The sequence below is a fragment of the Caulobacter sp. GW822-FHT07D08 genome, assembly GCF_058798735.1.
In genome coordinates this window covers 1-26,360 of the sequence record NZ_JBXAKU010000016.1, presented here as the reverse complement: position 1 = coordinate 26,360, position 26,360 = coordinate 1, and the positions used below count along the sequence as shown (strand labels likewise).

Annotated in this window: 20 protein-coding genes, 1 tRNA gene and 1 pseudogene; 15 read left to right on the top strand and 7 right to left on the bottom strand. The window is 62.9% G+C overall.

Features of this window, described 5'->3' with window-relative positions; all coding sequences use genetic code 11:
• Window positions 1-12 precede the first annotated feature (12 nt).
• Both AC1RJ9_RS22470 and AC1RJ9_RS22465 read right to left on the bottom strand, forming a co-directional pair.
• On the bottom strand, window positions 13-2,523 hold the full coding sequence (locus AC1RJ9_RS22470) for a zinc-dependent metalloprotease (RefSeq protein ID WP_492840283.1): 2,511 nt from the start codon (window positions 2,521-2,523) through the stop codon (window positions 13-15).
• 16 nt (window positions 2,524-2,539) lie between these two features.
• Window positions 2,540-5,590 carry a TonB-dependent receptor domain-containing protein gene (locus AC1RJ9_RS22465; RefSeq protein ID WP_492840285.1) on the bottom strand — a complete coding sequence of 1,017 codons (3,051 nt, stop codon included), beginning with the start codon at window positions 5,588-5,590 and terminating at the stop codon, window positions 2,540-2,542.
• Between the two features lie 636 nt (window positions 5,591-6,226).
• Between AC1RJ9_RS22465 and AC1RJ9_RS22460 the strand changes: the two genes are divergently transcribed.
• The 4 genes from AC1RJ9_RS22460 (at window position 6,227) to AC1RJ9_RS22445 (ending at window position 9,942) form a co-directional block, all read left to right on the top strand.
• Window positions 6,227-7,624, top strand: coding sequence for a tyrosine-type recombinase/integrase (locus AC1RJ9_RS22460; RefSeq protein WP_492840287.1), 1,398 nt, complete (start codon window positions 6,227-6,229; stop codon window positions 7,622-7,624).
• 195 nt (window positions 7,625-7,819) lie between these two features.
• Complete coding sequence (locus AC1RJ9_RS22455) at window positions 7,820-8,101, top strand: type II toxin-antitoxin system RelE/ParE family toxin (RefSeq protein ID WP_492840289.1); 282 nt, start codon at window positions 7,820-7,822, stop codon at window positions 8,099-8,101.
• Window positions 8,102-8,147: 46 nt separating this feature from the next.
• Window positions 8,148-8,465 (top strand): HigA family addiction module antitoxin, encoded by a 318-nt coding sequence (locus tag AC1RJ9_RS22450; protein WP_492840291.1) that lies wholly within the window; start codon window positions 8,148-8,150, stop codon window positions 8,463-8,465.
• 268 nt (window positions 8,466-8,733) lie between these two features.
• The gene (locus AC1RJ9_RS22445) at window positions 8,734-9,942 is read left to right on the top strand and encodes a tyrosine-type recombinase/integrase (protein ID WP_492840293.1); all 1,209 of its coding nucleotides are present in this window, start codon (window positions 8,734-8,736) and stop codon (window positions 9,940-9,942) included.
• Between the two features lie 418 nt (window positions 9,943-10,360).
• Here the strand turns inward: AC1RJ9_RS22445 and AC1RJ9_RS22440 are convergent, their stop codons facing one another.
• Entirely contained in the window at window positions 10,361-10,594 is a 234-nt protein-coding gene (locus AC1RJ9_RS22440) for a helix-turn-helix domain-containing protein (protein ID WP_492840295.1), read from the bottom strand.
• Window positions 10,595-10,787: 193 nt separating this feature from the next.
• Here AC1RJ9_RS22440 and AC1RJ9_RS22435 point away from each other — a divergent pair, with 193 nt between their 5' ends.
• Complete coding sequence (locus tag AC1RJ9_RS22435) at window positions 10,788-12,659, top strand: hypothetical protein (RefSeq protein WP_492840297.1); 1,872 nt, start codon at window positions 10,788-10,790, stop codon at window positions 12,657-12,659.
• Between the two features lie 275 nt (window positions 12,660-12,934).
• Window positions 12,935-13,008, top strand: a tRNA-Cys gene (locus AC1RJ9_RS22430).
• A 301-nt stretch (window positions 13,009-13,309) separates the two neighbouring features.
• Here the strand turns inward: AC1RJ9_RS22430 and AC1RJ9_RS22425 are convergent.
• The 3 genes from AC1RJ9_RS22425 to AC1RJ9_RS22415 all read right to left on the bottom strand — a co-directional run bounded on the left by AC1RJ9_RS22425 (window position 13,310) and on the right by AC1RJ9_RS22415 (window position 16,708).
• Window positions 13,310-13,432 (bottom strand): hypothetical protein, encoded by a 123-nt coding sequence (locus AC1RJ9_RS22425; RefSeq protein WP_492840299.1) that lies wholly within the window; start codon window positions 13,430-13,432, stop codon window positions 13,310-13,312.
• Between the two features lie 217 nt (window positions 13,433-13,649).
• Window positions 13,650-15,014 carry a DUF1501 domain-containing protein gene (locus AC1RJ9_RS22420; RefSeq protein ID WP_492840301.1) on the bottom strand — a complete coding sequence of 455 codons (1,365 nt, stop codon included), beginning with the start codon at window positions 15,012-15,014 and terminating at the stop codon, window positions 13,650-13,652.
• Window positions 15,015-15,019: 5 nt separating this feature from the next.
• Complete coding sequence (locus AC1RJ9_RS22415) at window positions 15,020-16,708, bottom strand: DUF1800 domain-containing protein (RefSeq protein ID WP_492840303.1); 1,689 nt, start codon at window positions 16,706-16,708, stop codon at window positions 15,020-15,022.
• 107 nt (window positions 16,709-16,815) lie between these two features.
• Here AC1RJ9_RS22415 and AC1RJ9_RS22410 point away from each other — a divergent pair, with 107 nt between their 5' ends.
• The 9 genes from AC1RJ9_RS22410 to AC1RJ9_RS22370 are packed head-to-tail and all read left to right on the top strand — an operon-like array spanning window position 16,816 to window position 25,943.
• On the top strand, window positions 16,816-17,130 hold the full coding sequence (locus AC1RJ9_RS22410) for a hypothetical protein (RefSeq protein ID WP_492840305.1): 315 nt from the start codon (window positions 16,816-16,818) through the stop codon (window positions 17,128-17,130).
• 24 nt (window positions 17,131-17,154) lie between these two features.
• Window positions 17,155-18,231 carry a GDP-mannose 4,6-dehydratase gene (gene gmd, locus AC1RJ9_RS22405; RefSeq protein WP_492840306.1) on the top strand — a complete coding sequence of 359 codons (1,077 nt, stop codon included), beginning with the start codon at window positions 17,155-17,157 and terminating at the stop codon, window positions 18,229-18,231.
• Complete coding sequence (fcl, locus tag AC1RJ9_RS22400) at window positions 18,197-19,201, top strand: GDP-L-fucose synthase (RefSeq protein WP_492840308.1); 1,005 nt, start codon at window positions 18,197-18,199, stop codon at window positions 19,199-19,201. Before gmd ends, fcl begins: the two co-directional genes overlap by 35 nt.
• Window positions 19,202-19,203: 2 nt before the next feature.
• Window positions 19,204-20,232, top strand: a complete 1,029-nt coding sequence (locus tag AC1RJ9_RS22395; RefSeq protein ID WP_492840310.1) for a glycosyltransferase family protein — start codon at window positions 19,204-19,206, stop codon at window positions 20,230-20,232.
• Complete coding sequence (locus tag AC1RJ9_RS22390) at window positions 20,229-21,014, top strand: glycosyltransferase family 2 protein (RefSeq protein WP_492840312.1); 786 nt, start codon at window positions 20,229-20,231, stop codon at window positions 21,012-21,014. Before AC1RJ9_RS22395 ends, AC1RJ9_RS22390 begins: the two co-directional genes overlap by 4 nt.
• Complete coding sequence (locus AC1RJ9_RS22385) at window positions 21,011-22,201, top strand: glycosyltransferase (protein WP_492840314.1); 1,191 nt, start codon at window positions 21,011-21,013, stop codon at window positions 22,199-22,201. Before AC1RJ9_RS22390 ends, AC1RJ9_RS22385 begins: the two co-directional genes overlap by 4 nt.
• Window positions 22,194-23,306, top strand: coding sequence for a glycosyltransferase (locus AC1RJ9_RS22380; protein ID WP_492840316.1), 1,113 nt, complete (start codon window positions 22,194-22,196; stop codon window positions 23,304-23,306). The genes AC1RJ9_RS22385 and AC1RJ9_RS22380 overlap by 8 nt, the downstream gene beginning before the upstream one ends.
• 34 nt (window positions 23,307-23,340) lie before the next feature.
• Window positions 23,341-24,777 (top strand): lipopolysaccharide biosynthesis protein, encoded by a 1,437-nt coding sequence (locus tag AC1RJ9_RS22375; protein WP_492840318.1) that lies wholly within the window; start codon window positions 23,341-23,343, stop codon window positions 24,775-24,777.
• 14 nt (window positions 24,778-24,791) lie between these two features.
• A complete protein-coding gene (locus tag AC1RJ9_RS22370) occupies window positions 24,792-25,943 on the top strand; it encodes a glycosyltransferase family 4 protein (protein WP_492840320.1) in 1,152 nt (383 codons plus the stop codon).
• Between the two features lie 45 nt (window positions 25,944-25,988).
• On the opposite strand, the pseudogene AC1RJ9_RS22365 reads toward AC1RJ9_RS22370, so the two are convergent.
• Window positions 25,989-26,279 (bottom strand): annotated as a pseudogene (locus AC1RJ9_RS22365) (hypothetical protein); the annotation flags it as partial.
• Window positions 26,280-26,360 lie beyond the last annotated feature (81 nt).

The following is a 26,360-nucleotide window of genomic DNA, read 5'->3' as shown; positions in this document are numbered from 1 at the left end:
CTTGGATACGCATTACAAACCTGCGCTCGGGGCGCAGAACCAGCAGTCTTCCCCACCGATCGGCATGCCGGGCGGCAGGCTCTCGACCGCGCCGGAGCGGGGCGCGGCGAGGGCCTGCCTGACGGCGATGTCGTCGCTGAGCAGGGCGCGCGACAGCGCCGCGGCCTGGTCGCCCTCGGCCCCGCCGCCCTTGTAGGCGGCCAGGGTCTTGCCGAAGGTGCGCAGCGCCGCGTCGATCTGGACCGCCGCTGTTGGCGACAGCGCCTTGTCGCCCTGCGCTTCGACCAGGTCGCCGACGACGCGGGCGCGTATGCGACGACGCAGGTCGCCCAATCGCCCCTCGGCCTTGCTTGGGGCCACCCCCGCCAGCAGGCGCTCGGCAAGCTCGGCCACGCCCAATTGGGCCGGATCGCGGCGGTTCTGCTCGACCACCCGGTTCAGCCGCTGCGGATTCAGCAACAGCGACACGGTCTGGTCGGCGGCCATCTCGGCGGCTGTCGGCAGGTCGAAGACCGCGGGCCCCGAGGTCGGGAAGATCTCGATCTCATAGGCCTTGTCGCGCACGCCCGACTGGCCGGACGACAGCAGGTTCAACAGGGGGTCGGGCAGGTCCAGCGTGGCCGGGTCGGTGGTCAGCAGCAGGGCGTCAAGCGCCTTGCGCTGGGTGGCCGCCGACGGGATCGACGCGACCTCATGGCCGTCGCCGCGCACCGCGTACGAATAGTCCACGCCGCCGATCAGCTTCACGGCGGCTTCAACCTGGTAGCGGTGGAACAGGTAGATCGGGGCCAGGACACGCTTCAGGTCCGCCGCCGGCGCGCCACTGGGCAGGTTGACCAGGCCGAACTTGCTCAGCGCGATCTTGCGCACGGCCAGCACGTGCTCCAGCTCGGCGACCGCATCGGGACCATTGTCCCACAGCGCGCCATAGGGCTGGCCGGCCGCGGCGCTGCGCGAATCCCCGTCGGTGACGAAGCGCAGGCCGTTGGCCTGGGCGTCGCGCGCCAGGCGATCCAGACGCGCGGCCTCGTCCGAGCCGGGCGCGCCTTGCGAGTAAAGCCAATTGATCGCGAACCGGTCCCAGGCCCCCACGCCCTTGGCATAGGCGTCGGACAGGTCCAGGCGGTCGCCTTCGATCCTCACCAGCGGCGCGGGATAGTCCATCACCGAGGCGCGATCGTAGGTGCTGCCCGCGAAGTTGTGGGCCAGGCCCAGAGTATGGCCGATCTCGTGCACCGACAGCTGGCGGATGCGGGCCAGAGAGACGTTGAGCGGATCGTCGGGACCCCCCTTCCCCGTCTTGTCCGCGCCAACCAGGCCTTCGAAGATCAGGCGATCCTGGCGCACGCGCAGCGAGCCCAGCTGGACGACGCCGCGGACGATCTCGCCGGTGCGCGGATCGACCACCGTGGTCCCGGTCGACCAGCCGCGGGTCTGCCGGTGGATCCAGTTGACGACATTGTAGCGCGCGTCCATCGGGTCGACGCCCTCGGGCAGCGACTCCACCCGGAAGGCGTCGATATAGCCGGCCTCCTCGAAGGCCTTGGCCCACCATTGGCCGCCTTCGATCAGGGCGGTGCGGATCGGCTCGGGCGCGCCGCGGTCCACGTAGTAGACGATCGGCTTCTTGACCCGCGAGCGGACCGCTGTCGGATCGGTTTTCTCCAGCCGGAACCGACGCGCCAGACGCTGGACGATCGGCTGGTCCAACCGCGTGGCGTAGTCGGCGAACAGCACCTGGGCCGAGGTGCCCGTGCGCGGATCCTGCGGACGCGGAACGAAGCCCGGCGCCGGCAAGCGGATGAAGCTGTGATGGACGCCGAAGGTCACCGCTCGTCCGTCCGGGGCGATGCCGTTGACCTCGGATCCCGGATCATCGGCGGTGAAGGTCTGCCGCGTCTCGAATTCGAGATTGTCGGGAAAGACGCCGGTGACCGGCAGGTCGACATAGCTGAGCGCCGGGGCCAGCTTGTAGGCGCCCTGCTTGCCGCGCTTGAGGCCGCCGGCGATGTCGAAGGCGTCGCGCAGCAGAAACGAGGCGATGTCGACGGTGACGCCGCCAGCCGGCGTCTCGGCGATCACCTCGCCCGACCAGACGACCGAGGCCGGGAAGCTGTCCTGGACGGTCCGGGCTTCCTCGGGCGTTCCGCCGACGGCGCGGAAGCCGTAGTTCTCGAAAGCGATCAGCACCTTCTTGCCGACCCGCCGGAAGATCAGCACCTGGGTCTCGCCCGTCGCGGCCCGGTCCAGGCCCACCGGCGTCGACCCGAGGCCGCCGCTGAGGCTGGGCTGATAGAGGAACCGTCCCGACACGCCGTCGGCGGCGGGCGCTGGCAGGGTGATGACGACGGCGCCCTTGGCCGCGTCGGTCTTCACCGGCAGCAGCCCCGAGGGCGAGGCGGCCGCCGGCGCGGGCGCGCCAGCGGCTTGAGCGAAAGTCGCCGGCGCGGCGGCGAGCGCGAGCGCGACAAGCGCGCTCGAAACCCGCCAGCGCGCCCGGTCAGCGCTGAACTCGTACTTCACAATCGGTCCCTTGTTCCTAGAACGTCTTCTTGACCGAGACGTACCAGTAGCGCGCGTACGGCAGATAGACCGTCCCGTCGTAGCCCGTCGAGCTGAGCGGCGGATCCTTGTCGGTGATGTTCCGCACGCCCAGCCGCAGCTTGGTGTTGGCCTGGGCGAAGTCGTACTCGCCGTACAGGTTGGCGGTGATCTGCGAGTCCACGACCCACGGCGCGCCGGTCGAGTCCAGCAGAGCCGTGTCGTTATACTCGCCGATGTACTGGGTAAAGCCGCCCACGGTCATCTGCTTGTAGCGCCAGGTCAGCGCGGCCGAGACCTTCCAGTCGGTCTTGCCGTTCTGTTTCAACAGGTCGCCCCCGCCGGTGATGGTGGTGCCGGCGTTGATCTTGCCCGCCGACCGCGCCGCCATCAGCTCGGCGATGCCCGGCGAAGGCGACTGGTAGTACTTGAGCAGGTGGGCGGCGTTCACGTTCAGGTCGAAGTCGCCGAGCTTGTCGGTCGACAGGTGATACATCAGGCCCAGGTCCAGCCCTTCGACGTCCTGCGGCTGCAGATTGGTGTACTTGTCGTTGACGTAAAGGACCTGGCCGGCCGCCGCGAGGCCGGTGCCGGCGAAGGCGGCGCTGTCGTCGGCCGTCGGGGCGGCGCGGATGACGTTGGGATTGCTCGAGCCCGACTGGCGCAGCAGATAGTCGAGGATCAGGGCGTTGCCCTCGCCGAACACCCCGATCAGGCCTGTCTGCCTCACCTTCCAGTAGTCGACGGTGAAGGTCAGGCGGCCATATTCCGCCGGAATGAACTTCGGCTCCAGGACCACGCCATACGACAGGGTCTCGGACTCTTCGGGATTCAGGTCGGGGTTGCCCGCCCGGCGCGCCGTGGTCAGCAGTGACCGCGAGCAGCCCGCGAACGAGGTGATGCGCTTCGCCCGCAGGTCGGCCTCGCAGAAGGCGTAGTCGGTGCGGTTGTTCGAGCGAGACACCACCGTGGCGTTGATCTGCTCCAGGTTCGGGGCGCGGAAGCCCTTGGCCCACGAGCCGCGGATGCGGAAGCCGTCGACCAGGTCCCAGGCGCCGGCGATCTTGGGTTTCGCCGTATTGCCGAAGTCGCTGTAGTGCTCGTAGCGGCCGGCCAGCTGCAGATCCAGGCGATGGACCAGCGGGATCGACATCTCGGGCGAAACCAGCGGAACCGCGAACTCGATATAGGTCGAAGCGACCGAGCGATGGCCCTTGGTGTCGGGGTTCATGCTGGAGTTGATCAGGTCGCTGAGCACCGCGCCGCTGATCGGATCGGTGAAGGTGATGGTCCCATCGATGCGCTTGTCGCGGTCGTCCAGCTGGGTCTCGCGACGCACCTCGACGCCGGAGGCCACGCCGACGTCGCCGCCCGGCAGGCTGAAGAGGTCGGGCTTGGAGACCTTGAAGTCCCACGAGGCCAGGCTGCTCTTGGTGCGGCGCTTGATCTTGACGCGGATGGCGTTGATCGCCGCCTCGCTGTTGCGGGTGGTGTCCGCGCCGCTGGGGTTGTTGATGTCCGAGCCGTTGAAGACGTTGTAGGCGTCGGGCGTGGACAGGGCCAGCTGGGCGTAGAGCTTGGTGTTGGAGATGTTATCGCTGATGTCGTCGGCGGTGGCTTCCGAATAGACCAAGGCCGATTCCCAGTCGAAACCGAACTTCTCGCCGCGAACACCGGCCAGCACGCGGTACTGGTCGTTGGTCACATCGACATGCGTCGGGCCCAGGTCGGCGAAGTTGTAGCCGCGCAGGGTCAGCGACAGACCGCTGGCCGGGACGTTCAGATTGGGCAGGCGGTTGGGATTGGCCGTCCCGTTGGCGAAGGTCACCGGGCCGAAGGGATTCCAGTAGTTGCTGGCCGGGATGCTGATCACGCCCGAGGACAGGGTGGCGATCGGCGCCTGCAGGGCGCTGGTCTTGGCGTGATAGAGACCCAGTTCGCCGAAGACGGTCAGGTCTTCGGAAATGTCGTAGTGGCCGGTCAGGAAGACGTTGGTGCGCTTCAGCTCCGGGATCACCGTCGTGCCCAGGGCGGCCGAGTTGAACCGCAGGTCGCGGTCGGCGGCCGAGGTCGCCAGGGCGCCGTCGTCAATGCACATGCCGCCGCTGATGTTCAGCTGGCAGCCCGCGAACGTCGAGGGCTGGATGTGGAAATAGCCGGCGCTGCTGGTCAGCGCCGTGGTGCCCTGGCGCACCGTGCCGAAGCTCTGCGGCGTCTGGACATAGGCCCATGGCGTCGTGGTGCTGCGACTGTCCAGGCTGGCGACGCCCTCGAAGCGGGTGCCTGCGAACAGCGGACGGCGATCCAGCGAGGCGGTGTAGTCCTGGTCGGTCGAACGCATGCTCGTGCGCTGGTCGTACGAGACGAAGGCGCTGACATTGCCGCGACCGTCGGCGAAGTTCTTCCCGCCGAAGGCGTTGAAGTTGTACTCCTTCAGGTTCGTGCCTTCGGCCAAGCCGTATTGCGCTGAGGCGGTCAGGCCGTCGACATCGTCGCGCAGCACGGTGTTGACCACGCCGGCGACCGCGTCGGCGCCGTAGATGGCCGCCGCGCCGTCGCGCAGCACTTCCAGGCGCTTCAGGCCCGACACCGGGATGGCGCTGGTGTTGTAGGTCAGCACCGGCACCAGGTTGTCGTTGGCCTGGCTGGTCGGGTGGGTCACCACGCGGCGACCGTTCAGCAGAACGAGCGTATTGCCGATGCCCAGGTTGCGCAGGTTCACCGAGCCGACGTCGCCCCGGGCGCTGTTGCTGCTGCCCGGCAGGTACTGGGCGTTGAAGTTCACGTCGCCCATCTGTGGAATCGACCGGAAGAGTTCGTCCCCGGACACCGCGCCGGACGCCCCGATCTGGTCCTCGCCGACCACCGTCACCGGCAGGGCCGCGTTGACCTTCGCGCCCTTGATCTGCGAGCCGACGACGACGACGGCCTCGATCTCGGTGGGTTCAGCGCCGGCTGGCGGCGCGGTCTGGGCCCAGGCGTGGGCGGCGAAGCCCACGGCGCATAGCGCCGTGGTCGCAAGCACGAGTTTGCGATGATTGTTGATCATGGAAGCCCCTCCAATAAACGCGACGCGCGAGCCACCCCTGCCCTGCTCCAGACGAAGCAGGGCATGGCTCACGCCACACTCCGAACCCAAAGGGATCGATGGAAGTTAATCCCATCAAACTTGTGGGGTTTGAAAAAGGGGAATTTTTCTGACAGGCGCCGCAGGGATGGTCACAGAAACGACCCCAAACGAGGCCTTTTGCTCAACGAAAAGGCAAATATTTGCCCATGATAAAGGGATTGACGAGGGCGGGAAAACGCCTTCACGCGAGAGGAAATCAAACCTGAAATCACGGCCGCCGCTGTTCTTGGGCGCGCCCTTCGGGCAGGCCTTGGCCTGCCGCCGGACGTTCGACGTCGCCCCACGCGCGGGTCCGTTGCGGGCTTCATCTCAGCCGGCCACCGGCGCGGCCAGGCGCTGCGCCCTCCGGGTGGAGCGGGCGCGGACGCCACGCGCGACGAAAACGGGAACGGACTGTGGTCGATCTTGCGTTACGGCGGTCCCGCAGACCTCCTGATGTTCGCCGATCGTTCCGGTCTTCACACGGACCGAAGCCTTGTGATTACGCCCGAAAACCCTTAGGCCACGCGGGACGGGGACGTGGCGGAATGGTAGACGCGCCGGACTTAAAATCCTATGCACTCCACCGCAAAATCTAGAAAAACCCGAGAAACAACAACTTCTTATCGAAAATCCAAGGCAAAGCTTAGCACAGAGCTAGCACACTCCGCCGGGGCTCTAGCACAATCCCTCCCCATAGGACTTTCGTCGCCCCGCGACGGCCGACACGCGATCCTGGACGGCAAGGTTCAGCTCTATCTGCGCGGCGGCAGCCCCAACTGGCAGTGCGCCTGCTCGGTCGGCGGGCGCCAGCACCGCGCCAACACCGGTGAGGATGGCCTCACCCGCGCCGCCGCCTTCGCCCACGACTGGTATCTGGCGCTGGCCCATGACGCCGCCATCGGCGGCGCCATGGGCGCGGGCGCCGGCCGCACGGCGGCCCGGCCAATCCCCCGTCCAGGGCCACTCGCGGGCCGACGTGGTCCGCGATCGGCCGCCAGCGCGTCCCGTCAAACCTTCCGCGAAGCGGCCAGCCGCTTCATGGTCGAGTTCGAGGCCCTGACCCGCGGCCAGCGCAATCCGATCTATGTCACCGGCCATCGCGCGCGACTGACCAACTATCTGATCCCCTTCTTCGGCGCGATGAGCGTCCGTGAGATCGATGCGGGGGTGATCGCCGAGTATCGCGTCATGCGCATGGGCGACCGCCATCGCGGCGCCCCGCCCGCCCGCAGCACCCTGCATCAGGAAATCGTCTGTCTCCGCCAGGTCCTGAAGACGGCGATCCGGCTTCGCTGGATCGACCATCTCCCCGACCTTTCGGCGCCGTACGGCCGGTCCGGCAAGATCTCGCACCGAGCCTGGTTCTCGCCGGAGGAATGGGCGCTGTTCGAGGCGGCGCTGCATGATCGCGTCGCGCGGCCGAGGAAAGAGCGCTGGCGCGAGGCCGGCGAGAACCTGCGCGACTATGCGCTGATCATGATCAACACCGGCCTTCGCCCGGATGAAGCGCTGCGCCTGGAATACCGGGATGTCGCGGTGATCGCCGACGAGGCCACCGGCGAGCGGCTCCTGGAAATCGCCGTGCGCGGCAAGCGCGGCGTCGGCTGGTGCAAGAGCATGCCCGAAGCCGTGGAGCCCTTCCTCAGCCTCAAGGCGCGTAATGGCGGGCAGCCGCTCGATCGGCTGTTCCCCACTTTCCAGCGTGAGCTGTTCAACGCCATCCTCGACGAGCTGCGCATGAAGACCGATCGGGAGGGGCGTCGACGCACCGCCTACAGTCTGCGCCACACCTACATCAGCACCCGCCTAATGGCCGGCGCCGACATCTACCAGGTCGCCAAGAACTGCCGGACCAGCGTCGAGATGGTCGAGACCTATTACGCCGCCCATATCAAGAACGTCATCGACGCCTCGGCGATCAATGTCCGCAAGGCCCGCCCCTCCCCTGCCGGCGCGACACCCGCGCCGTGATCCTTGGTCGCCCAAGGCCGGAACCGGCCGACGCGGCCAAGCGCGAAGGGATGGGCCGAACGGCCTAGCCCGCTGGCGTCCGCGCGCCGCACGGCGCGCAGCCATCGCCTGGCTATAGAACGTAGCGCAGAACGCTACATCGACCTTGCCATTCGTAGCGCCGCGCGCTACATCTAAGTTGTTCGAGGATACGCCATGATCCAGAACTGGAAGAGCGAACTGGCGAAGCAGGTTTTTGAAGGCAAGGCTCCCAAGGGCTTTCCTGCGGACATGGTGAGAAAGACACGGCGCCTGTTGGCCCAACTCAATGCCGCGACCGACGTCGAGCAGTTGAGATTTCCACCAGGCAATCGCCTGCACCAGCTTGGCGGCGACATGGCTGGTCACTGGTCCCTCAGTGTCAATGATCAGTTCCGACTGGTTTTTGTCTGGGGACCTGAAGGGCCAGAAGAAGTTTGGTTTGGCGACTACCATTAGGCGCGCCGCAACGATGTAAATTCGGCCTGTTCACGGAGGAACGGTAGTGGCCACCTTTATGGATTACGATTTTGTCTCGCCCCTCCCCCACCCGGGCGAGATCCTGCGCGAAGACTTTCTAGCACCGCTCAACATGAGTGCTGGCGCGCTGGCCAAGGCGATGGGCCTGAAGGATCGCACGCGCATCGAGCGGATCACTCGCGAATTGCAGCCGATCACCTCCGATACCGCCCTACGACTGGAGCGTGTGTTTGGGGCCAACGCGCAGTTCTGGATGAACCTTCAGGCTCAGCACGACTTGTCTAAAGCGGCGATTGAGAGCGGGGCGGAACTGAAGGCAATCCGTCCCCTGGCTGTCGCCTAGGCTGCTCTGTGATCGGGGCGCTCCTAGATGGCAGGCGACAGGTCCTGGGCCGGGCTCAACAACTAGCGTTAAGCCTCTAACCAAGGCCGCGCTCAAGCCCTCGCGTTCTCCGACCCAAAAGGGCGGCCAAGCCTCAGGGCGCCCCTTCCAACCTGGATGCACAAGCTCCCGCTCCACGTCACCTTTCTCGATGCCTTCGCCCCCACTCGCGTGACAGCAGCATCTCCGCTATCCTAGATAGAGTAGCTATAGCTTTCGGGTTGGCATTTTGGCCGAGTCCGTGCGTCACGCCTTGATGGATGGTCGGGTGCAGGTTTACCGGCGCGCCGGCAGCCCCCATTGGCAATGCTCATGTTCAATCGCCGGCCGCCAGCGACGCAAGACCACAGGCGAAGACAGTCTGGCGCGCGCCAAAGACGTCGCCTTGGATTGGTACCTGGGCCTTCTTGGCAAGTACCGCGCCAGCGACATCAAGGCGGGCAAGACCTTTGCCGAGGCCGCGGACCGCTTCATCGACGAGTTCGAAGTCATCACGCGCGGAGAGCGCAGTCCGATCTATGTTCAAGGCCACCGCGCCAGGATCGCCAACCATCTAGGGCCGTTCTTCGGCGCAACCGTCCTTGGCGATATCACCGCCGGCATGGTCCAGGACTATCGCATCCATCGCATGCGCGAACTACGCGACGGCAAGCCCCCTTCGCCAAGCACCCTGCACCAGGAAATCGTCTGCCTGCGCCAGATCTTAAAGGCCGCCAACCGCCATCGCTGGCTGGACAGCCTTCCAGATCTCTCCACGCCCTTCCGGCGCTCGACCAAGGTCTCCCATCGCGCATGGCTGTCGCCGGACGACTACAAGCGCCTCTATACCGAGACGCGCGAACGGGCCCGGCGCAAAGACGCCTCTCCTGGCGACAAGGATCTCCACGACTATGTGCTCTTCATGGTCAACACCGGCCTTCGCCCCGACGAGGCGGCGGGGCTCGAATACCGGGATGTAACGATCGCAAGCGATCAAGGCGGCGGCCAAATCCTTGAGATCAAGGTTCGTGGCAAACGCGGCGTCGGGTGGTGCAAAAGCATGCCCAATGCCGTCGTTCCGTTTCAGCGCCTTCAGGCTCGTCACAGCGGCGCACCGTCAGACCGCCTCTTTCCAACCTCGCAACGCGATCGGCTCAACGCCGTTCTGAACGCCCTCGACCTGAAGTTCGACCGCGAGGGACGGCGTCGCACGGCCTATAGCCTTCGCCACACCTACATCAGCTTGCGCCTGATCGAAGGCGCGGACATCTACCAGATCGCCAAGAACTGCCGCACGAGCGTCGAGATGATCGAGACGTTTTACGCGGCCCACATCAAGGATGTCATCGACGCTGGCGCGGTCAACGTCCGCAAAGTCCGTCGACAGGCCAACGGCTCCACGAAGCCCGCCGCCGGCGCCACGCGAAAGGCTCGACGCCCCGCGGCCGGCCGACTATAGCTCGCGTTGGTTTTAAGCGGGCGTGGCGGAACTGGTAGACGCAACGGACTTAAGCCAAGGATTGAGTGCGCTTGGGGAAACCCAGGACGTAGAACCGCTCAAATTCGGGGAACCCTGTGAAATGGCGATCCCGAGCCAAGCCCCTTTGGGGAAGGTGTAGAGACTAGACGGGCGGCGCCTAAACCTCGGTCGAGGCATGGCGAAGGGATAGTCCAGACCACGAACGCGGCCTCGCCGCGGCGGCGAAAGCCGAAGTGGTATGAAAATCCGTCAGCCGAAAGGCTATGCCGGTTCGATTCCGGCCGCCCGCACCAATCTCTGTAATCGCCAAAATCTCGCGGCGGCCCCATCTGCCCCACCTCTCCGAGCCAGATCTTACGCTCGGCATCCGCTATGGCCGCTACACCGCGGCGGCGGCTCAGTCACGATCTGGGCGCTTCAGGAGGTCGGCCGGTTCGACACGCAGCGCCAGGGCCAGCCGCTCGATATTGTCTAGCGAGAGGTTGCGCTCGGCGCGTTCAATCGACCCGACGTAAGTGCGGTGCAACTCAGCGCGCTCAGCCAACTCTTCCTGGCTTTGCTGTGCTTCCCGCCGAAGACGCCGCACGTTGTCAGCCACCACGCGGCGCAGGTCGGAAGGAGGCGCTTTCATCGCGCCAAATCAGACGCCTGATGACTATGAGTCGACAGACGATAAGTAGCATTGTAAATGATGACGATGAGTAGCACTTGGGAGTGACACAAGCGTGGCAATGGGTGGTGTGAACGAAGCTGGACGTCAGGGGTGCGGTGGAGCCGAGCACGCGAACCAAACAACCGCCGAGGGACGATGTTGGCGCAGGGCCTTGGCGCCTACGACTGGAAACGGGCGCGAGAAACCCTTCTCAAGCGCCCTTAAATCGGCGATCCGAGCAGGTGGCGAAACGTGCTACCAGCTCTACGGCGCGCTGCGCGCTGCGGGTTACAAGGTGCCGTATACGAGCCTTTATGCTTGGCGCCGAGGCGACGACCACCCGCGCCACGTGGAGAGCATTCGAGCGCTCAAGTTCATCGAGCGCCGCTACGGCCTTCATGCCGGCGAACTCAAGGGCCTCATCCCTCATCAAGCCAGGGCCTACGCTGGCCATAAACCGACCGGGCTGACGGCGAATGAGCGCAGGCGCCTTGCTTGGCATTTGCCAGAAGACTTCAACGACCGGCCGCTCGAGCAGCAGGCCGAGATTATAGGCTGGGCGCGCTCGGTGATCCTGACCGGCTCCACGGCGTACCGCCGCTACCAGAGCGCCTCCCAGAAACGTCCTTTTGCGATCGGGTTCTCAGAAGAGGCGCTAGACACCTCCGCACCCTATCGGCAGCCCGGCGAACGAAAACGAAGCTTGGCCAAAGCCGCTCACTTTCACCGCGTCCCCGCGCCGCCCATTCTCGATCAGGAGTTAGCCAGCCTGCTCCGCTTCAAGGCCGCCAAGATCACGCCGCTCGGGTTTCGGCGCGTTGGCGTGTGGGGGGCCCAGACCCGTCAGCAGAAGGCGGCGCACCTGGGCCTTCTGTTTGGCGCCTTGTCAGCTTCGGCGAGCGGCCCGATCGCAGGCCTTGGCGTTCCGCAGGCCCATTTGACCGTCGCCCTGCTCGCCTTTCCGAAGATTTGGAATTGGTACATCGAATGGCGCCTACAACGCCGCGGCTTTCACACGCGCTGGGAGTCGGACATGCTCTGTCTGGCAGCCTCGCTTCTACGCCGAGAAACAGGCTGGCTGCGGCAATCGCCGCAGCTCTCTCAACACCTGCTACCCATACCGGGCATCCTGACCGATGAAGAGATCACCAGCGCGCAGCGCGACTGGCAGGGCGCATGTGACGTTGGCTACAGTTACGCCAGCGCCTGGCGCAAGGACATCAAGCGGGTAGCGCGAGTGCATCGCGACACGTTCGAGCCGATTTTGCCCGTATTGGAAGCCGAAAGTCCGGTTGGGGTCTACAACATGATCGCCGAGGAAATCGATCGGCGCACGCCAGACTCGCGACAATACCCCCTCGCAGCGGCCGAAGCGGTTCGAAGCCTGTTGATGATACGGCTTGGGCTTCACACGGGACTGAGGCAGCGGAACCTTCGCGAGCTGGGCGTTCGCCAGCTGGACGAGGCGCCAACACCGCTCCGCACGCTAGAGGCCTTGCAGCGAGGCGAATTGCATTGGGACATAGTGCGACAGGGATGGATGATCACGATCCCGGCTGCCGCATTCAAAAACGCCGCCTCCTCCTATTTTTCGGACCAACCGTACAAACTGTTACTACCCGACGTTGGAAATCTCTATGGCCGGATCGAGGCGTACCTTCGGACACACCGGGCCGTGCTCCTGTTCAACGCACAGGACCCAGGCACCTTCTTTGTAAAGACCGCCCGGTACCCACACCTAAGGCACGCCAGCTATTGCCAGACCTCGTTTTATGAAGCGTGGCGCCACACCATCGAGCGCTATGGGGTGTACAATCCTTACACCGGCCGCGGCGCCATAAGAGGGCTTTTGCCTCACGGCCCCCATAACGTCCGCGACGTACTGGCGACCCATGTTCTGAAGCGCACCGGTTCGTATGAGCAGGCTGGCTACGCGATCCAGGACACAGCCGAAACCGTCGCGCGCTACTACGCGCGCTTCTTGCCGAACGACAAGGCCGCCATTGCCGCGCGGATCCTTGACGAGGTGTGGGAAGCAGCCTGATGCGTTTAAGTGATCACCATTTGCTTCAGGGCACATCGCGACATACCTTCGCGCCCCTCTCGTCACCCCACCGACGAGCACCTGGCCGGCGGCGTTCAGTGAGTGCTGCCGGCCCTCTCCCCGCTTTCGCCACCTTGGAACAGGCTCTGATGCCACGCCGATGGCGACGCGAGGCCTATGCCCGCGCTGAACCGCATTTGACAGTTGCGAGCGCATGGAGGCTCCTGTATCGAACGCCCTCCCCCGCCGACGTGATTTGCGTCGTCGACCCGGATGGCCCGGTGGCGGAGTGGTGACGCAGCGGACTGCAAATCCGTGCACCCCGGTTCGATTCCGGGCCGGGCCTCCAACCACCAAACCCTTATGAACTAAGGACTTGAACGGCATTTGCGGGCTGAAACAGTAGATCTTCACGGCGTTTTTCATTCCGTCGAATTTCCTAGGTTTCCACTCATTCGCGTCGAGCTCCGCCACGCTCCGGGCACCGCAAGATCGCCGCGCGGTTGTGTTCTGTCCCTGTCGATGTCGTCGCGCTTCATCCTGCGGCGATACGCGAGTCCGGCCGCGCCGGCCGGAAGTTACTTCCGGGGAATCCAATGATATCGTTCGCAGCGGGCCAGTCGGATGGTGCTGATGACGCCGCCGCATCATCAACCACCAGCGGGCTTTGGCTTGCGCGGCGGCGCGAACGGGATCAGCGGTGCAGCCACCTTGACCAGGAAGACCGACAGGATGACGCCGGCCGCCGTGGCGCGCCACCTGCGCGCGGGCATAGACCGCGTTCGCCAGGAGATAGGCCTTCCGCCCACGCCCCCACTGAGGCGGATGGATTGTGCCGCTGATGATGCCCAGGCCACCGAGCGCCTGATCACTCGCTGAGATCTCGGAGCGCCGGGTAAGTTTGTTTGGAAGCTGAAACTCCTGCCTTCCCCTCCTGTATGCTTTGAGCGAACTGAACCAGCGGCATAGCCATCATTCCCGTCGCCCCACTTAGGCAAACAGCGGCACGGGCCCGCGTCCGCCGCCATTCCAGTTGGCCCAGTTTGGGAAGATGTAGGGCAGGTCGGTGGCGCTGACGCCGAACCATTGGGCGATGGCACCAACATATTCTTCCGTGGCGATGGACGGGATCCAGCGGCCGTCATTGGAGGTGTCCTCCGGACCGCCGAAGGTCATGTCCGGGTAACGGCCGTGAACCTTGCCGTTGGCCAGCGCGCCGCCGATGACCAGGTGGTTGGACCCCCAGGCATGGTCGGTGCCGCCACTGGCGTTGCCTTTGAACACCCGGCCGAAGTCGGACATCGTGAAGGCGGTGACGTTGTCCTGCAGGCCCAGCGCTTTCATGGCGTTGTAGAAACCGGCCAGGGCGTTGGCGAGGTCGCCGTACAGGTTGTTGTGGCTGGCCAGCTCGTTGGTGTGGGTGTCGTAACCGCCCTGGCTGACGAAGAAGGTCTGCTTGGCGTGGCCCAGCGTGCCGCGCGCCTCGATCATCCGGGCCGCGCGCAGGAGCTGGCGGGAGATGTCCGAGGTCAGCGCCGCGCCGGTGGTCGGGTGGACGAAAAACTTGTCCACCGCCGAGGTCGTGGAGCTGATGATGGTGTTGGCGGCCACCGCCTGCGCGTAGGCCGAGCTCATGCCCTTGCCGGTCAGGTCGGTGATCGCGCCGTAGGATGAGCCGTCGGCGAACACTTCCAGCGCCGCCTGACGAGCCTTCACAGCGGCATCGGTCGAAGCGGCGTTGTAGCCGTTCCGCACGATCGAACCGCTCGACGGCAGGATCAGCGGCGCGGTGCGGTCGCCGATCAGGCAGAGGTTGGAGCCGGCGATCGAGATCAGCGGCGGGAGGCTGGCGGCCTGAGCGCGGTCGTTGATCCGGCCCATGAAGCCGTCTTTGTTGGTGGCCCGCGTGCGCATGCCTTGCCACTGGTTCTGCTGGTCCTCATGGGACATCAGGTTCACCGGGCGCAGGTCCGGACGGCTGGTGTAGAGCGTCTTGGTCAAGGGCGCGAACAGCGTGCCGGTGTTGAGCACCGCGCTTAGCGCGCCGTCGTTCCAGGCGGGCTTCAGTGCGGCCATGGCGCCGTGCAGGCCAAAGGCCGTGCCAGTCAGCGGGACGAGGCTGCTTTGAGCCAAAGCAATGCCCGAGCCACGTTGCTTGGCGTAGTCAGCGTAGCGGCCATCGTTAGGCACGACCATGTTCCAGGCGTCGTTGCCGCCGAACAGAAAGACGCCAACCATGGCGCGATAGCCGGACGTGTCGGCCGCCAGGGCGCTGGAGAGGCCGAGCTGACCCAGGGCGGCGACGGCCGAGCCGCCGGCGGTCAGGCGCAGGAGTTCACGACGAGAGACGGTCATTACGCTTAGCGATCCACTTGGAAGAGCGGCGAGGAGGCGGCGATGTACAGCGCGACCTGGGCGCGCTTGCGGGTCTGGGTAGCAGGGTCGCTGCTCTTCACGGCGGCCATGGCCGCCAACAGTGACTGGCGCTGGGCAGTGGTCATGGTCCCGTTAAGCATGACAAGATTGATCCGGTCGACGATCTTACCGTCTTCCGTGCCGTAGGCCTCCCAGCTCGCCCAATCCAACTGAGTACCACCTGCCCCAGTTAATCCCGGCTGCGCCAGTAGTTCAGGGCGACTATTTTCGCCACCAATCGTGAAGTCGTACGTGAAGTTGTGCCGATATATAGACGTCGACGTATTCATAATCTTGCTAACGGGGCTAATCAGCCCCCCGCTCCGCTCCAGCGGATAACTATAAGGATAATAATTGAACACAGAAGGCGCACTAAACACCCTTTGCCCAATCTGACCATCACGGCCATAAAGTGCGTAGCCATCTGTCGTAACTCCAATTGCTCTCACAAGTGAAGTCATCAATAGTATTGGTTCTTTGACCTTTCCCGGAACCTGAGAAACCACGCGAGCCTCAGAGTCCAAATATATCGCCTGAATGACAGCCCGCAAATCCCCACGCACACCTGAGCCATTGTCTGAAAATACTGCCGCAACACGCCCGACATAAGCTGACGAAGGATTAGCAACTGTGAGCTGCTGAATCAGACGCTTAGAAACAAACGGTGCAGTATTCGGGTGATTGAAAACGGCGTCCACGACAGCACTAACATTCTCCGCCGGAGAAGCCGCCGTCGAAACTGTCCGCCCAAGGAAAGTCTTAGCACCGGCGTCAAACCGGCCTACATCCGCCACCATAGGTTTGGAATAGTCGTAATCAGGGACATCGCCGCTCAATCGAGCAAAGCTCCAACCGGTAAGCGCCCTTGCCACTTCCTTGACGTCGCTATTGCCGTAAGCAGCCACTTCCGAACCACTGCTATCAAGCTGGGGCGTCCCATCTTGGTTTAGTAACACAGTCCCCAAAGCAAAAAGCTGCATGAGCTCTCTCGGGTAGTTCTCGTTAGGAGCAACTTTGCTACTGCTCGCCATATCGAGATAGTCACCCATAAAAGGATTTAGCGTAACCTCACTGAGTATATCGCGATAATTTCCAAAGGAGTTTCTCAGCAAGATTTGCTGGTATGTCGCAAGGCCCGCAGTAGTGTGCACCTCCAGATCGGACACCACCAAAATTTGCGATAGGGCAAAAGCGACCCTTTGCCTTAACTGATCATCATTAGATACAGCATTTCGGTAAAATCGCATAGCCACAGGAACGACAGAATAGTTATCCCGGCTGCAAACACTATATTCGGATCCAGCTTTACCTGCGCAAAGCTGCCTCTGCACAGGCTTACTGGCCAAATCTCCATACGAACTTACACTCAGCGACATTTGCTCATCAAGCCAAGCAGAGACGCTTTTCAACGCGACAATTCGATCGATCAATTGCTGATTAGGACCGAAGCTCCCCTGCTTGGCCAGACGAGCCGCCTCGGCCGGAGCGATCACAGCCTCCCCAGGCGCAGCCGAAAGATTCACCCCGCCAATCGCAGCAAGCGCGGCCGAGGAAGAGGCAAGCTGCCCCCCTCCTAAAGTTGCGAATACTGCCGCGCTAGCCAATGCGCCTGAGGCAAGAAGCTGGATACGCATATCTACTCTCAACCATAACGCCGCACATGCAACAAAATCACATGGGGACAATAACAAAAATATTCACCATACCCAATACAACCACACCACCCTCCTTGTAATGCGACATGAAATCGCATTCAAAAAAACAATATAACAAATTGTTTATTGTGATTACCAAATTATTACACTTTAAATTGTCGACAATACGACAGAATTCTTGTTTTTATACATGGGTCGCAAAAATGTTGAACACCGTTCACGCCGTGCAACATCGATCTGCGGACAGCTCAGCGACGCCGGCACTTAACGTGGACGAGCTGGCGCGCGGTTTGCTTGGTGCATGCATCGTGCGCACCCAAGAACTTTCGACGTGGCGTCGCAATAACGTGGTCGCGCAAAGTGAAAGCTTCCGCTATGACGCGGCTACGCAAGCGGAATAGCTGCGCCTGGAAGGTGGGGATCTAATGACGGTTGAAAGCAACGGTAAGGTTGCGCTCATCACGGGCGTGACTGGGCAAGATGGCGCGTATTTGTCGGAACTGCTGCTGTCCAAGGGCTATACGGTCCATGGCGTGAAGCGGCGTTCGTCGTCGTTCAATACGGGGCGGCTTGAGCACATCTATCAGGATCCGCACGAAGCCGATCCGCGCTTCATCCTGCACTACGGCGATATGACCGACAGCACGAACCTGATCCGGATCGTGCAGCAGACCCAGCCGGACGAGATTTACAACCTGGCGGCCCAGAGCCACGTTCAGGTCAGCTTCGAGACCCCCGAATACACCAGCAACGCCGATGGCACCGGCACGCTGCGCCTGCTGGAAGCCATCCGCATCCTAGGCCTGGAGAAGAAGACCAAGTTCTATCAGGCCTCGACCTCGGAGCTGTATGGCCTGGTCCAGGAAGTGCCACAGAGCGAGAAGACGCCCTTCTATCCGCGCAGCCCCTATGCCGCCGCGAAGCTCTACAGCTACTGGATCGTGGTCAACTACCGCGAGGCCTACGGGATCCATGCCAGCAACGGCATCCTGTTCAACCACGAGAGTCCGCTGCGCGGCGAGACCTTCGTCACCCGCAAGATCACCCGCGCTGTCGCGGCCATCAAGCAGGGCTTCCAGGACAAGCTTTACCTGGGCAACCTGGACGCCAAGCGCGACTGGGGTCACGCCCGCGAATACGTCCGCGGCATGTGGCTGATGCTGCAGCAGGAACAGGCCGACGACTACGTCCTGGCCACCGGCGAGACCACCCTGGTACGCGACTTCGTCGCCAAGGCCTTCTCGGAAGTCGGCATCACGATCAGTTGGTCGGGTACCGGCATCGATGAGAAGGGCACGTGCGCCGAGACCGGCAAGGTGCTGGTCGAGGTCGATCCGCGCTACTTCCGTCCGACCGAGGTCGAGCTGCTGATCGGCGACCCGACCAAGGCCAAGGAAAAGCTTGGCTGGGTCCACGAGACCAAGTGGGAGCAGCTGTGCGCCGAGATGGTCGCGGCCGACATGATCAATGTCGCCAAGGAGCAGCGTCGCAATGCCGAATGACGTGATCTTCCCTCTCGAGGGCAAGCGCGTCTGGGTGGCCGGCCATCGTGGGATGGTCGGCTCCGCCATCGTGCGCCGCCTTGCCTCTGAAGGCTGTGAAATCCTGACCGCCGGCCGCGATGTTCTGGACCTCGAGCGCCAGAGCGCCGTTGAGAGCTGGATCGCCAAGGAAAAGCCGGACGCCATCTTTATGGCCGCGGCCAAGGTCGGCGGCATCCTAGCCAACGACAGCTATCCGGCCGACTTCCTCTACAACAACCTGGTCATCGAGACGAACATCGTCGACGCGGCCTGGCGGAGTGGCGTCGGCAAGGTGTTGTTCCTCGGCTCATCTTGCATCTATCCGAAGTTCGCGTCCCAGCCGATCATGGAAGACGCCCTGCTCACCGGGCCGCTAGAGCCGACCAACGAGTGGTACGCGATCGCCAAGATCGCCGGCATCAAGCTGGCCCAGGCCTATCGCAAACAGCACGGTTGCGACTTCATCAGCGCCATGCCGACCAATCTGTACGGCCAGGGTGACAACTACGATCTGAACAGCAGCCACGTCATGCCCGCGCTGATCCGCAAGGCTCATGAAGCCAAGCTGGCGTGCGCCGAAAGCATCACGATCTGGGGTACAGGCACGCCGCGCCGCGAGTTCCTGAACGCCGACGACTGCGCCGACGCTTGCGTGTTCCTGATGAGGACCTATTCGGACTTCGAGCACGTCAATGTGGGTTCTGGCGAAGACGTTACGATTCTCGAGTTGGCTCAACTTGTTTGCGAGGTCGTGGGCTTCAAGGGCGAGATCGTTACGGATACGTCGAAGCCCGACGGCACACCGCGCAAGCTGATGAGCGCGGACAAATTACGCACGATGGGCTGGAGCCCCTCGATTGAACTGCGCACGGGCGTTTCGAACGCCTACGAGTGGTTCAAGGAAAATCAGGTCACCAAGGAATACGCGTCATCTAGCAGCGGATCCTGATCATGATTAAGAAAATCATGTATCTTGGATCGATGGCTGAAGGCCAGTCATCGAGGCGACGTGCTGACCTCTTCGCTTCACTTGGTGTTGACGTCGCAAGAGTTGATGTTTCGAAGCACCTGAACGCTGGCTTATTCCAGAAGCAGCAAGCCGTCCGACTACAGACCGGTCCGGTGGTCGACGCCATCAACCGAGAGATCATCCAGCGGCTCGACGACAAGCCCGACGCGGTCTTTCTGGATAAGCCCATCTTCGTCCGCCCCGAAACGGTCGCGCTGATGAACACCCGTGGAATACGGACGCTATCCTACATGCCGGACGACCCGTTCGGCCCCCGGAAGGATGGCGTCTGGCGGCTGTTCCTAAAGAGCCTCCCGCTCTACGATCTTCATATCGTTCCAAGGCAGGTCTCGGCCTCGGATTTTCGTGCGGCGGGCGCGAGGGACGTGATCGTTCGCGACTTCAGCTTCGATCCCGCGATCCACGCCCCGGATCTTGGCCGCTCGATTTTCAACTACGATGTGAGCTTCATCGGTTCGCCCTACGATGATCGGCCGGAGTTTCTCTGGCGGTTAAAGGAACATCTCGATCGTGCAGGGATCACACTCAGCGTCATGGGTCCCCAGTGGCACAGCTGGCGCCATTCGCGCCACGGGAAGCGCCTCGACGCCCAACCAGCGGTGTGGGGCCCTAGATACAGCGAGGCGATACTGTCGTCGAAAGCCTCCCTCGCTTTCGTCACGCGCTCCAATCGCGACGAGATTTCGCACAAGGCCATTGAAATCGCCGCATGCGGCCGCCCACCGATCGTCGACAATCACGGTCGGCACCCTGAAGTATTCGAGGATGGCGTGTCCGCTTTGATATTCAACGACGTGGATGATTGCGCGCAAAAGATAGTCGCTGCGTGGCGTTCACCAAATTTACTCAACGAGATCGGTAAGAATGCGGCGATCCGCGTGCGAGAACTTGGACTTTCCGAAAAGGATTTCGTCAGCTTGGCGTTGAAACGCCTAGAAGGCGTTCAATGATGCTGGATATCAAGCCCGGCGACGTTACCGCCGTCATCCTGACCAAGAATGAAGAGAAAAACCTGCCGGCCTGCCTGGCCGCCATCCCGAGCTGGATGCCGAAGGTCGTTGTGGATTCCGGCAGCATCGATAACACCGTGGCGCTCGCGGAATGCGCCGGCGCGAAGGTCTTCGAACGGCCTTGGACGGGATTTGCGGACCAGCGAAACTTCTCCCTTCGCGAGTGCGGGATTGGGACTACCTGGGTCCTCTTTGTCGACGCGGATGAGATTTATTCCGAAACCTTCTTTTCCTGGCTGCTTAAGACGATTTCTGAAAACCCCCCGGTCGACGTCTATGACGTCCCCAGCTGGATGGTTCTGGACGGTACGAAACTGAACCATGCGCCGGGATATCCGATCCTTCACCCGCGCCTAGTTCGGACGACCACGAAGTTCGAGGTGAACCATCAGGGGCACGGCGAAAAGGTTGTCGACTGCCGGGTCGCTCAGGCACCCGAAGGCTACGATCACTATTTCCAGTCGGGATCGCTGATCCCCTGGATCCATAAACATGTGCGGCTCGCCGAATACGAGGTAAACGCTCCTGCCAAGGCCGCCTCGACGCTGAGAGCACGCCTTTCGGCCCTGGCGCCCAGAGGGGCCCTCCGCCCCATTATTCGCTTCCTCTACCACTATGTCCTTCGGCTCGGATTCCTGGACGGGCGCGCGGGCTTCCGATACGCGGCGATGTACGCTTGGTATGAATTGACGATCTGGCTTATGCGGGGTTCACGTCGATGACCCGCCAGAACCCCAAGCTCGCGGTCGTCGCCACGCATCTCCGTCCCGCCCTGGGCTATGGCGGCGTCGCCGAAAGCACCGCTGAACTCATCTTGGCTTGGCGGGCGGGCGGCCGCGACGTATCCGTCCTGACGTCGGATGGGACCCGCGGTCCTCCGCTGACCACCCGCGATTTCGAAGAAACGCTGCATGCTCCGGTGAGCCTTTACAAGGCTAGGTTCTTAGTGCGCTGGGGCTTTGGCTTGGGCGCCTTGACCAAGGCCCTTACCCTCCTTCGGCGCAGTGACATGGCCTATGTCTCGGGAATCGGGACCTGGCCGACGACGGTCGCCGCGCTTTACGCCCGCCTGCTCGGTCGCCCCTACGTCGTCGCCCTACGGGGCGGCCTGATGGGCGAGCACTGGGAAAGCATCGAGGCCAAGAAACCGTTCAAGGCGCTCTTCTATCGATGCCTGACCTTCCCCGCGCTCCGCCACGCCCAAGGCGTGCACGTCACGACCGAACTCGAACGGTCACAAGCCGAAGCTATCGTCCCAAACATAAAATCCATCGTCATCCCGAATGGTTTTTCCCTACCGGGCGCGGAAGAGGTCACGCCCCCGCCGCCTCACGCAGGCGTCCGGTTACTGTTTCTCGGTCGGATAGCGCCCGAGAAGGGTGTCCTGGCCTTTATGAAGCGGTTTCTTGAGGTAGGGGACGCGCAGGACGAGCTGCGCCTTGGAGGCGCTCCGGAAGCGGAATATGGTGCGCTGGTCACTCAGGCCTGCACCCAATCGGTGAACGTCACTCATCTTGGCGTGCTAGGGCGGGATACACTCCTAGCCGCACTGCGCGACGTAGACGCCCTGGTTCTTCCCTCGGGCATGGAGGGCGGCGTTCGGGAGAACTTCGGCAACGTGATCGTCGAGGCCCTCCTGGCCGGTCGTCCTGTCATGGTGACACGCGGCCTCGCGTGGGACCAGATCGATGCGGATGGCATCGGTGTAACTTTCGATCGCAGCGGCTCCGACATGGCCGAAGCGCTGGCAAAGCTCAAAGGCCTCGTGGGCGCCGAAAATACGTGGGCGAAATGCGCCGACTACGCGCGTAGCCGCTATTCCTCCGCCGTCGTCGCCGAACAACTGTGGGACAGGCTGACGCAAGCGTCCCTCTCCACCGCCAACTCCGATGGTTCGTGCCATGACTGACGGTATCGTAGGCCTGTACCGCGGGTTCGACAGCGGCAAGCAGTTCAGCATGAAGGCCATGGGTGAGTTCGTGGCCGATGCTGCGCGCTTGGCATTCGCTCCCAGGCCCGTCGAGGAGTGCTTCGACGAACCAAGGCTGGCGATAACCCAGACCGGACGAGGAAAGCTCGGCAAGCTATTCTACAACCTTGACCGTTATGTCCTGAACGGCCGTCCGTTCAATGGTCGCGATGTCGACGCGATGATCATCACGGACCATTCCGATGGTCACGTGGCCTTTCGCAGCAAAGCCAGGCACACAATCATAGTCTGCCACGACATCCTGCCAAAGCTCCTTGCGGTCGGTGAGATCGAGGGGCCTAAGCCGAGCGCGTTAGGCGAATGGCTGTTCAGTCGAAACCTCGAAGCCATGCGCCGAGCGGACCTGGTGATCTGCGTGTCGGACAACACGCGAAGGGAGCTCGTCGAACGATTGGCCCTATCGGCTGATCGCACGATCACGATCCACAATCCGAATCTTCTTGCGATGGACAACTCGGTCTTCCAGGGGGCTGTGATCCGTCCCGAACTGCAATCGCTGCTCGACAGTGGTCGCCCCATCGTCCTGGGCGTCGGCGGGGGAAAATTCGTGAAGAACGCCAAGGCGTTCCCCGAAGTCGTCCAGCGCCTGTCGCGCGACCACGGCCTGGACGTTCACGCCGCGATCGTCGGCCGGCGGGACTTCCCCGCCACGGCGGTGGACGATCGTCTGCACTTCTTCGGTCAGGCCAACGGCGCGGAACTACGCCTGCTCTACAAGTCGGCCGCCGCCTTGTATTTCCCCTCTTTATACGAGGGCTTTGGCTTGCCCATCATAGAAGCCCAATCGCTCGGCCTTCCCATCGTCAGTTCTGATCGTGGCTCATTGCCGGAAGTCGTTGGCAGCGGTGGTAAAATCGTCGGCGCTCACGACCATGACGCGGCGGCTGAGGCGTTGGCCGAAATCATACGCTCCTCGACGGTCGCGGACGCGCTAAAGCGCGCTGGCGCAGCCAATGTTGAGCGCTTTGCTCCGACGCCGATCCTTGAACGCTACGTCAGTGCTTTCCGCACATTCGCTAAATGACAGCCGCCTACTCACTTGGCGAGACTTTCGCCCCATGACCGTAGAAATCGCCCCTCCCGAGGCCAAGAGCACGCGTCGCCGCGTCTGGGAGGCCGCCGGCGCCACCCTGATGTCGCGGGGCGTACGCATCGTCGAGCAAGTCGCCCTCATCCCGATCTTCCTAGTCGCATGGGGTGTCTCCTCTTACGGGGAATGGCTGACGCTGACCGCTGTCGCCGCGCTCGCCTCCGTATCGAATTTTGGGCTTGGCTCCGCCGCCGGGAATGAAGTCGTGATGCGCCTGGGCGCAGGCGATCGAGAAGGCGCCCAGAAGATTTGCACGACAGCATTGGTCATCCTTTCCGGCCTCCTCCTTGTCGTCGCAACGCTGGTGGCCGCGACGCTGATGATCATTGATGTCAAGAGCACGGCTCATCTCGCTCACTTCACGCGCTCCCAGGCTAGCCTGGTTCTCATGCTGGTGACGCTTAACGTCATGATCGGATTCATGACGGGACCACTGAACTCCACGCTCGGCGCTATGGTCGGTGTCGGAGCACCCAACATGATCGGCGCGGTATCAAAGCTGGCGGAGATCACCGTCACGACGCTGGCCCTGTTATTCAAGGCGGACTACCTCACTGTTGCCTGGATCATGGTGGGCTTCGGCGCACTCACCGTCGTGGCCGACGTTATTGCTATCAGGCGGGTCTCGCCCTGGTTCCGGTTCCGGCCCGGCTTGTTCGATCGATCCATGGTCGGGCTGGTCCTGAAGCCCGCCGCGAGCATCTTCGTACTTTACGTGGCGGTGAATGCGATCGGCGTGCAAGTGCCGCGCATGGTGCTGTTCTCGCTCCTAGGTCCTACGGCGGTCGTCGTCTTTACGGTCTCCATGACCTACGCGCGCACTGTGCGCAGCTTCGCTGCGGTCGTCATGCTCTCGACCGGTGTCGAGCTCGGCCGCGCTTTCGGTTCCAAGGAGACCGAGAAGTACTACGCCATGGTGGCGAGGGCGTGCCAGAGCGCTTTCTGGGTGGCCATCGTCCTGGCGCTGGGCGCATTGGCGGTCTCGCCATTGGTGATCGAGAAGTGGACCGCTGGCCGCGTACACCCCGACTATGGCGTTCTGATCTGCCTGCTGATGGGCGCGGTGATGGCCAGCTTCAGCGACGTGCTCGCCAACGCCATGATCGTCACCAACCGCCTGTGGCCCATCGCCCTCGGCGCCCTCTTGGGCTTCGGTGTCGCAATTGGTCTTGGAGCTCTCCTCATGCCCCTGATGGGGACGGTTGGCATGGCCATGGCCCTACTCATCCCGGAGAGCACGATGATCGTGGTCAGCTATTTGAACCTGGCCAGGCATGCGCCGAGCGACATTCGCATCACACCGCTGAAACTGATCGAATGGCCGGGAGCCTGGGTCGCTGCCGAGGCTCAGGTAGTCCGCGACCAAGCCTCGAAAATCACCTCTCGCTTCGCGCGCCGAGCCTAAGGAAAAGAACACTGATGCGTGTCGTGCTGTCGACCTGGGGTCGTTTTCACATGTTTCATCTAGCTCGCCAGATGGAACAACGCGGATGGCTTGAGCGGATCTTCACCACCTACCCCCGCTTCAAGATCTCCGCGGAACCTGGGGTGCCTCAGGACAAGATCACGTGCAACTGGCCGATCTACACGGCCGAGCTTGCCCTGCTCCGCCGCGGCCTGCAGTTGAGCCGTTCGGACGCCTTCATGCGGCTGCGATACTCCGACAACGACCGACACCTCACGCGCCACATTCCGGAGTGCGACGTGTTCGTCGCTCTGTCGCAGTCAGGCCTGGCGGCTGGCCGCCAAACGCAGCAACGCGGCGGAAAATGGATTTGCGACCGCGGCTCAACCCACGCCGACTGGTCGCATCGCGTCGTGGGTGAAGAACTCGCGCGCTTCGGGGCCACGCCCCCTACCCCGCCGGCCACGCTTGAGCGCGAACGGGCCGAATATGCCGCCGCTGACCGCATCGTGGTGCCGTCACGCTTCGTGGCCAACACCTTCATTGAGGAAGGTATTCCCGCTGAGAAACTGCGGATCTGTCCCTACGGCGCAAACCGCGCGCGCTTCAAGCCCGTCGGCTCGCCCGACCCAGAAACTTTCGAGGTGGTGTTCGTCGGCCAGGTCGGCGCCCGCAAAGGCATACCGCTGCTGCTCGAGGCTTTCGCGCGCGTACGCCACCCCCGCAAGCGTCTGAAGATCATCGGCGGCGTGATGCCAGAGCTGAAAGCCTGGCTGAGCGAACGTCGCTTCGATGATGTCGAGTTCCTCGGCCTGGTGCCGAACACCGAATTGGCGGCCCATTATTCCTCGGCCCACGTCTTCGCCCTGGCGTCGATCGAAGAAGGTTTGGCGATGGTGATCGGCGAAGCGCTCGCGTGCGGCGTGCCGATCGTGGCGACGGCCAATACAGGCGTCGAGGACATCCTGACGGACGGGGTTGAGGGCTTCGTCGTCCATAATCGCACGGCCGAAGCGTTCGCGGAACGATTACAGCAACTGGCGGATGATCGTGACCTGCGCGCTCGCATGAGCGCAGCTGCACTTCATCGCGTAACAACGCTGGGAGGCTGGGACACTTACGGTCAGAACTACGCGACCATCCTGCAGGACCTGCAGTCCACCTAGGCCTGACGCGAGACCAAGCCGTCGGCCCAAGTCTCGCACCGTGCTTCAAGTCGGGCGAACAGACTCGAGCTGAGCGGTCTCGCGGAACACGATTTTCCGCCCCAGCCGCATTGATGGCTTCTCGACCAAGAGATAGAAAATCTCCGCGAAGATCAGCGAGAACGAGATTACGACCAGCAACAGAACCCAAAAGGGCAGCTGCTCATTCAAGAGATGGAAAACGCTGAGCAACACCAAAAGGTGCGTCAGATACAGGCTGAACGACACCTTTCCCAGCCATTTCAAGGGCGCGGCCGTGAGCAGACTGGCTTTCGGAGAGATTGCCAGCGCGATAAGTCCGGCGTACCCATCCGGTGAGCGCCGCGGCGAGGATGGCGCCTATAGGGGATGAAGGTGTCCGTCGGTTTCGATCAGTTT

What these genes read in the sequence shown, in the direction of transcription:
- AC1RJ9_RS22380 (WP_492840316.1), top strand. Translation starts at nt 22,194, where the DNA reads ATGACTGACGGTATCGTAGGCCTGTACCGCGGGTTCGACAGCGGCAAG.
- AC1RJ9_RS22375 (WP_492840318.1), top strand. Translation starts at nt 23,341, where the DNA reads ATGACCGTAGAAATCGCCCCTCCCGAGGCCAAGAGCACGCGTCGCCGC.
- fcl (WP_492840308.1), top strand. Translation starts at nt 18,197, where the DNA reads ATGTCGCCAAGGAGCAGCGTCGCAATGCCGAATGACGTGATCTTCCCT.
- AC1RJ9_RS22455 (WP_492840289.1), top strand. Translation starts at nt 7,820, where the DNA reads ATGATCCAGAACTGGAAGAGCGAACTGGCGAAGCAGGTTTTTGAAGGC.
- AC1RJ9_RS22415 (WP_492840303.1), bottom strand. Translation starts at nt 16,708, where the DNA reads ATGCGTATCCAGCTTCTTGCCTCAGGCGCATTGGCTAGCGCGGCAGTA.
- AC1RJ9_RS22395 (WP_492840310.1), top strand. Translation starts at nt 19,204, where the DNA reads ATGATTAAGAAAATCATGTATCTTGGATCGATGGCTGAAGGCCAGTCA.
- AC1RJ9_RS22410 (WP_492840305.1), top strand. Translation starts at nt 16,816, where the DNA reads ATGAAATCGCATTCAAAAAAACAATATAACAAATTGTTTATTGTGATT.
- AC1RJ9_RS22460 (WP_492840287.1), top strand. Translation starts at nt 6,227, where the DNA reads ATGCACTCCACCGCAAAATCTAGAAAAACCCGAGAAACAACAACTTCT.
- AC1RJ9_RS22420 (WP_492840301.1), bottom strand. Translation starts at nt 15,014, where the DNA reads ATGACCGTCTCTCGTCGTGAACTCCTGCGCCTGACCGCCGGCGGCTCG.
- AC1RJ9_RS22425 (WP_492840299.1), bottom strand. Translation starts at nt 13,432, where the DNA reads ATGCCCGCGCGCAGGTGGCGCGCCACGGCGGCCGGCGTCATCCTGTCG.
- AC1RJ9_RS22390 (WP_492840312.1), top strand. Translation starts at nt 20,229, where the DNA reads ATGATGCTGGATATCAAGCCCGGCGACGTTACCGCCGTCATCCTGACC.
- AC1RJ9_RS22370 (WP_492840320.1), top strand. Translation starts at nt 24,792, where the DNA reads ATGCGTGTCGTGCTGTCGACCTGGGGTCGTTTTCACATGTTTCATCTA.
- gmd (WP_492840306.1), top strand. Translation starts at nt 17,155, where the DNA reads ATGACGGTTGAAAGCAACGGTAAGGTTGCGCTCATCACGGGCGTGACT.
- AC1RJ9_RS22440 (WP_492840295.1), bottom strand. Translation starts at nt 10,594, where the DNA reads ATGAAAGCGCCTCCTTCCGACCTGCGCCGCGTGGTGGCTGACAACGTG.
- AC1RJ9_RS22385 (WP_492840314.1), top strand. Translation starts at nt 21,011, where the DNA reads ATGACCCGCCAGAACCCCAAGCTCGCGGTCGTCGCCACGCATCTCCGT.
- AC1RJ9_RS22465 (WP_492840285.1), bottom strand. Translation starts at nt 5,590, where the DNA reads ATGATCAACAATCATCGCAAACTCGTGCTTGCGACCACGGCGCTATGC.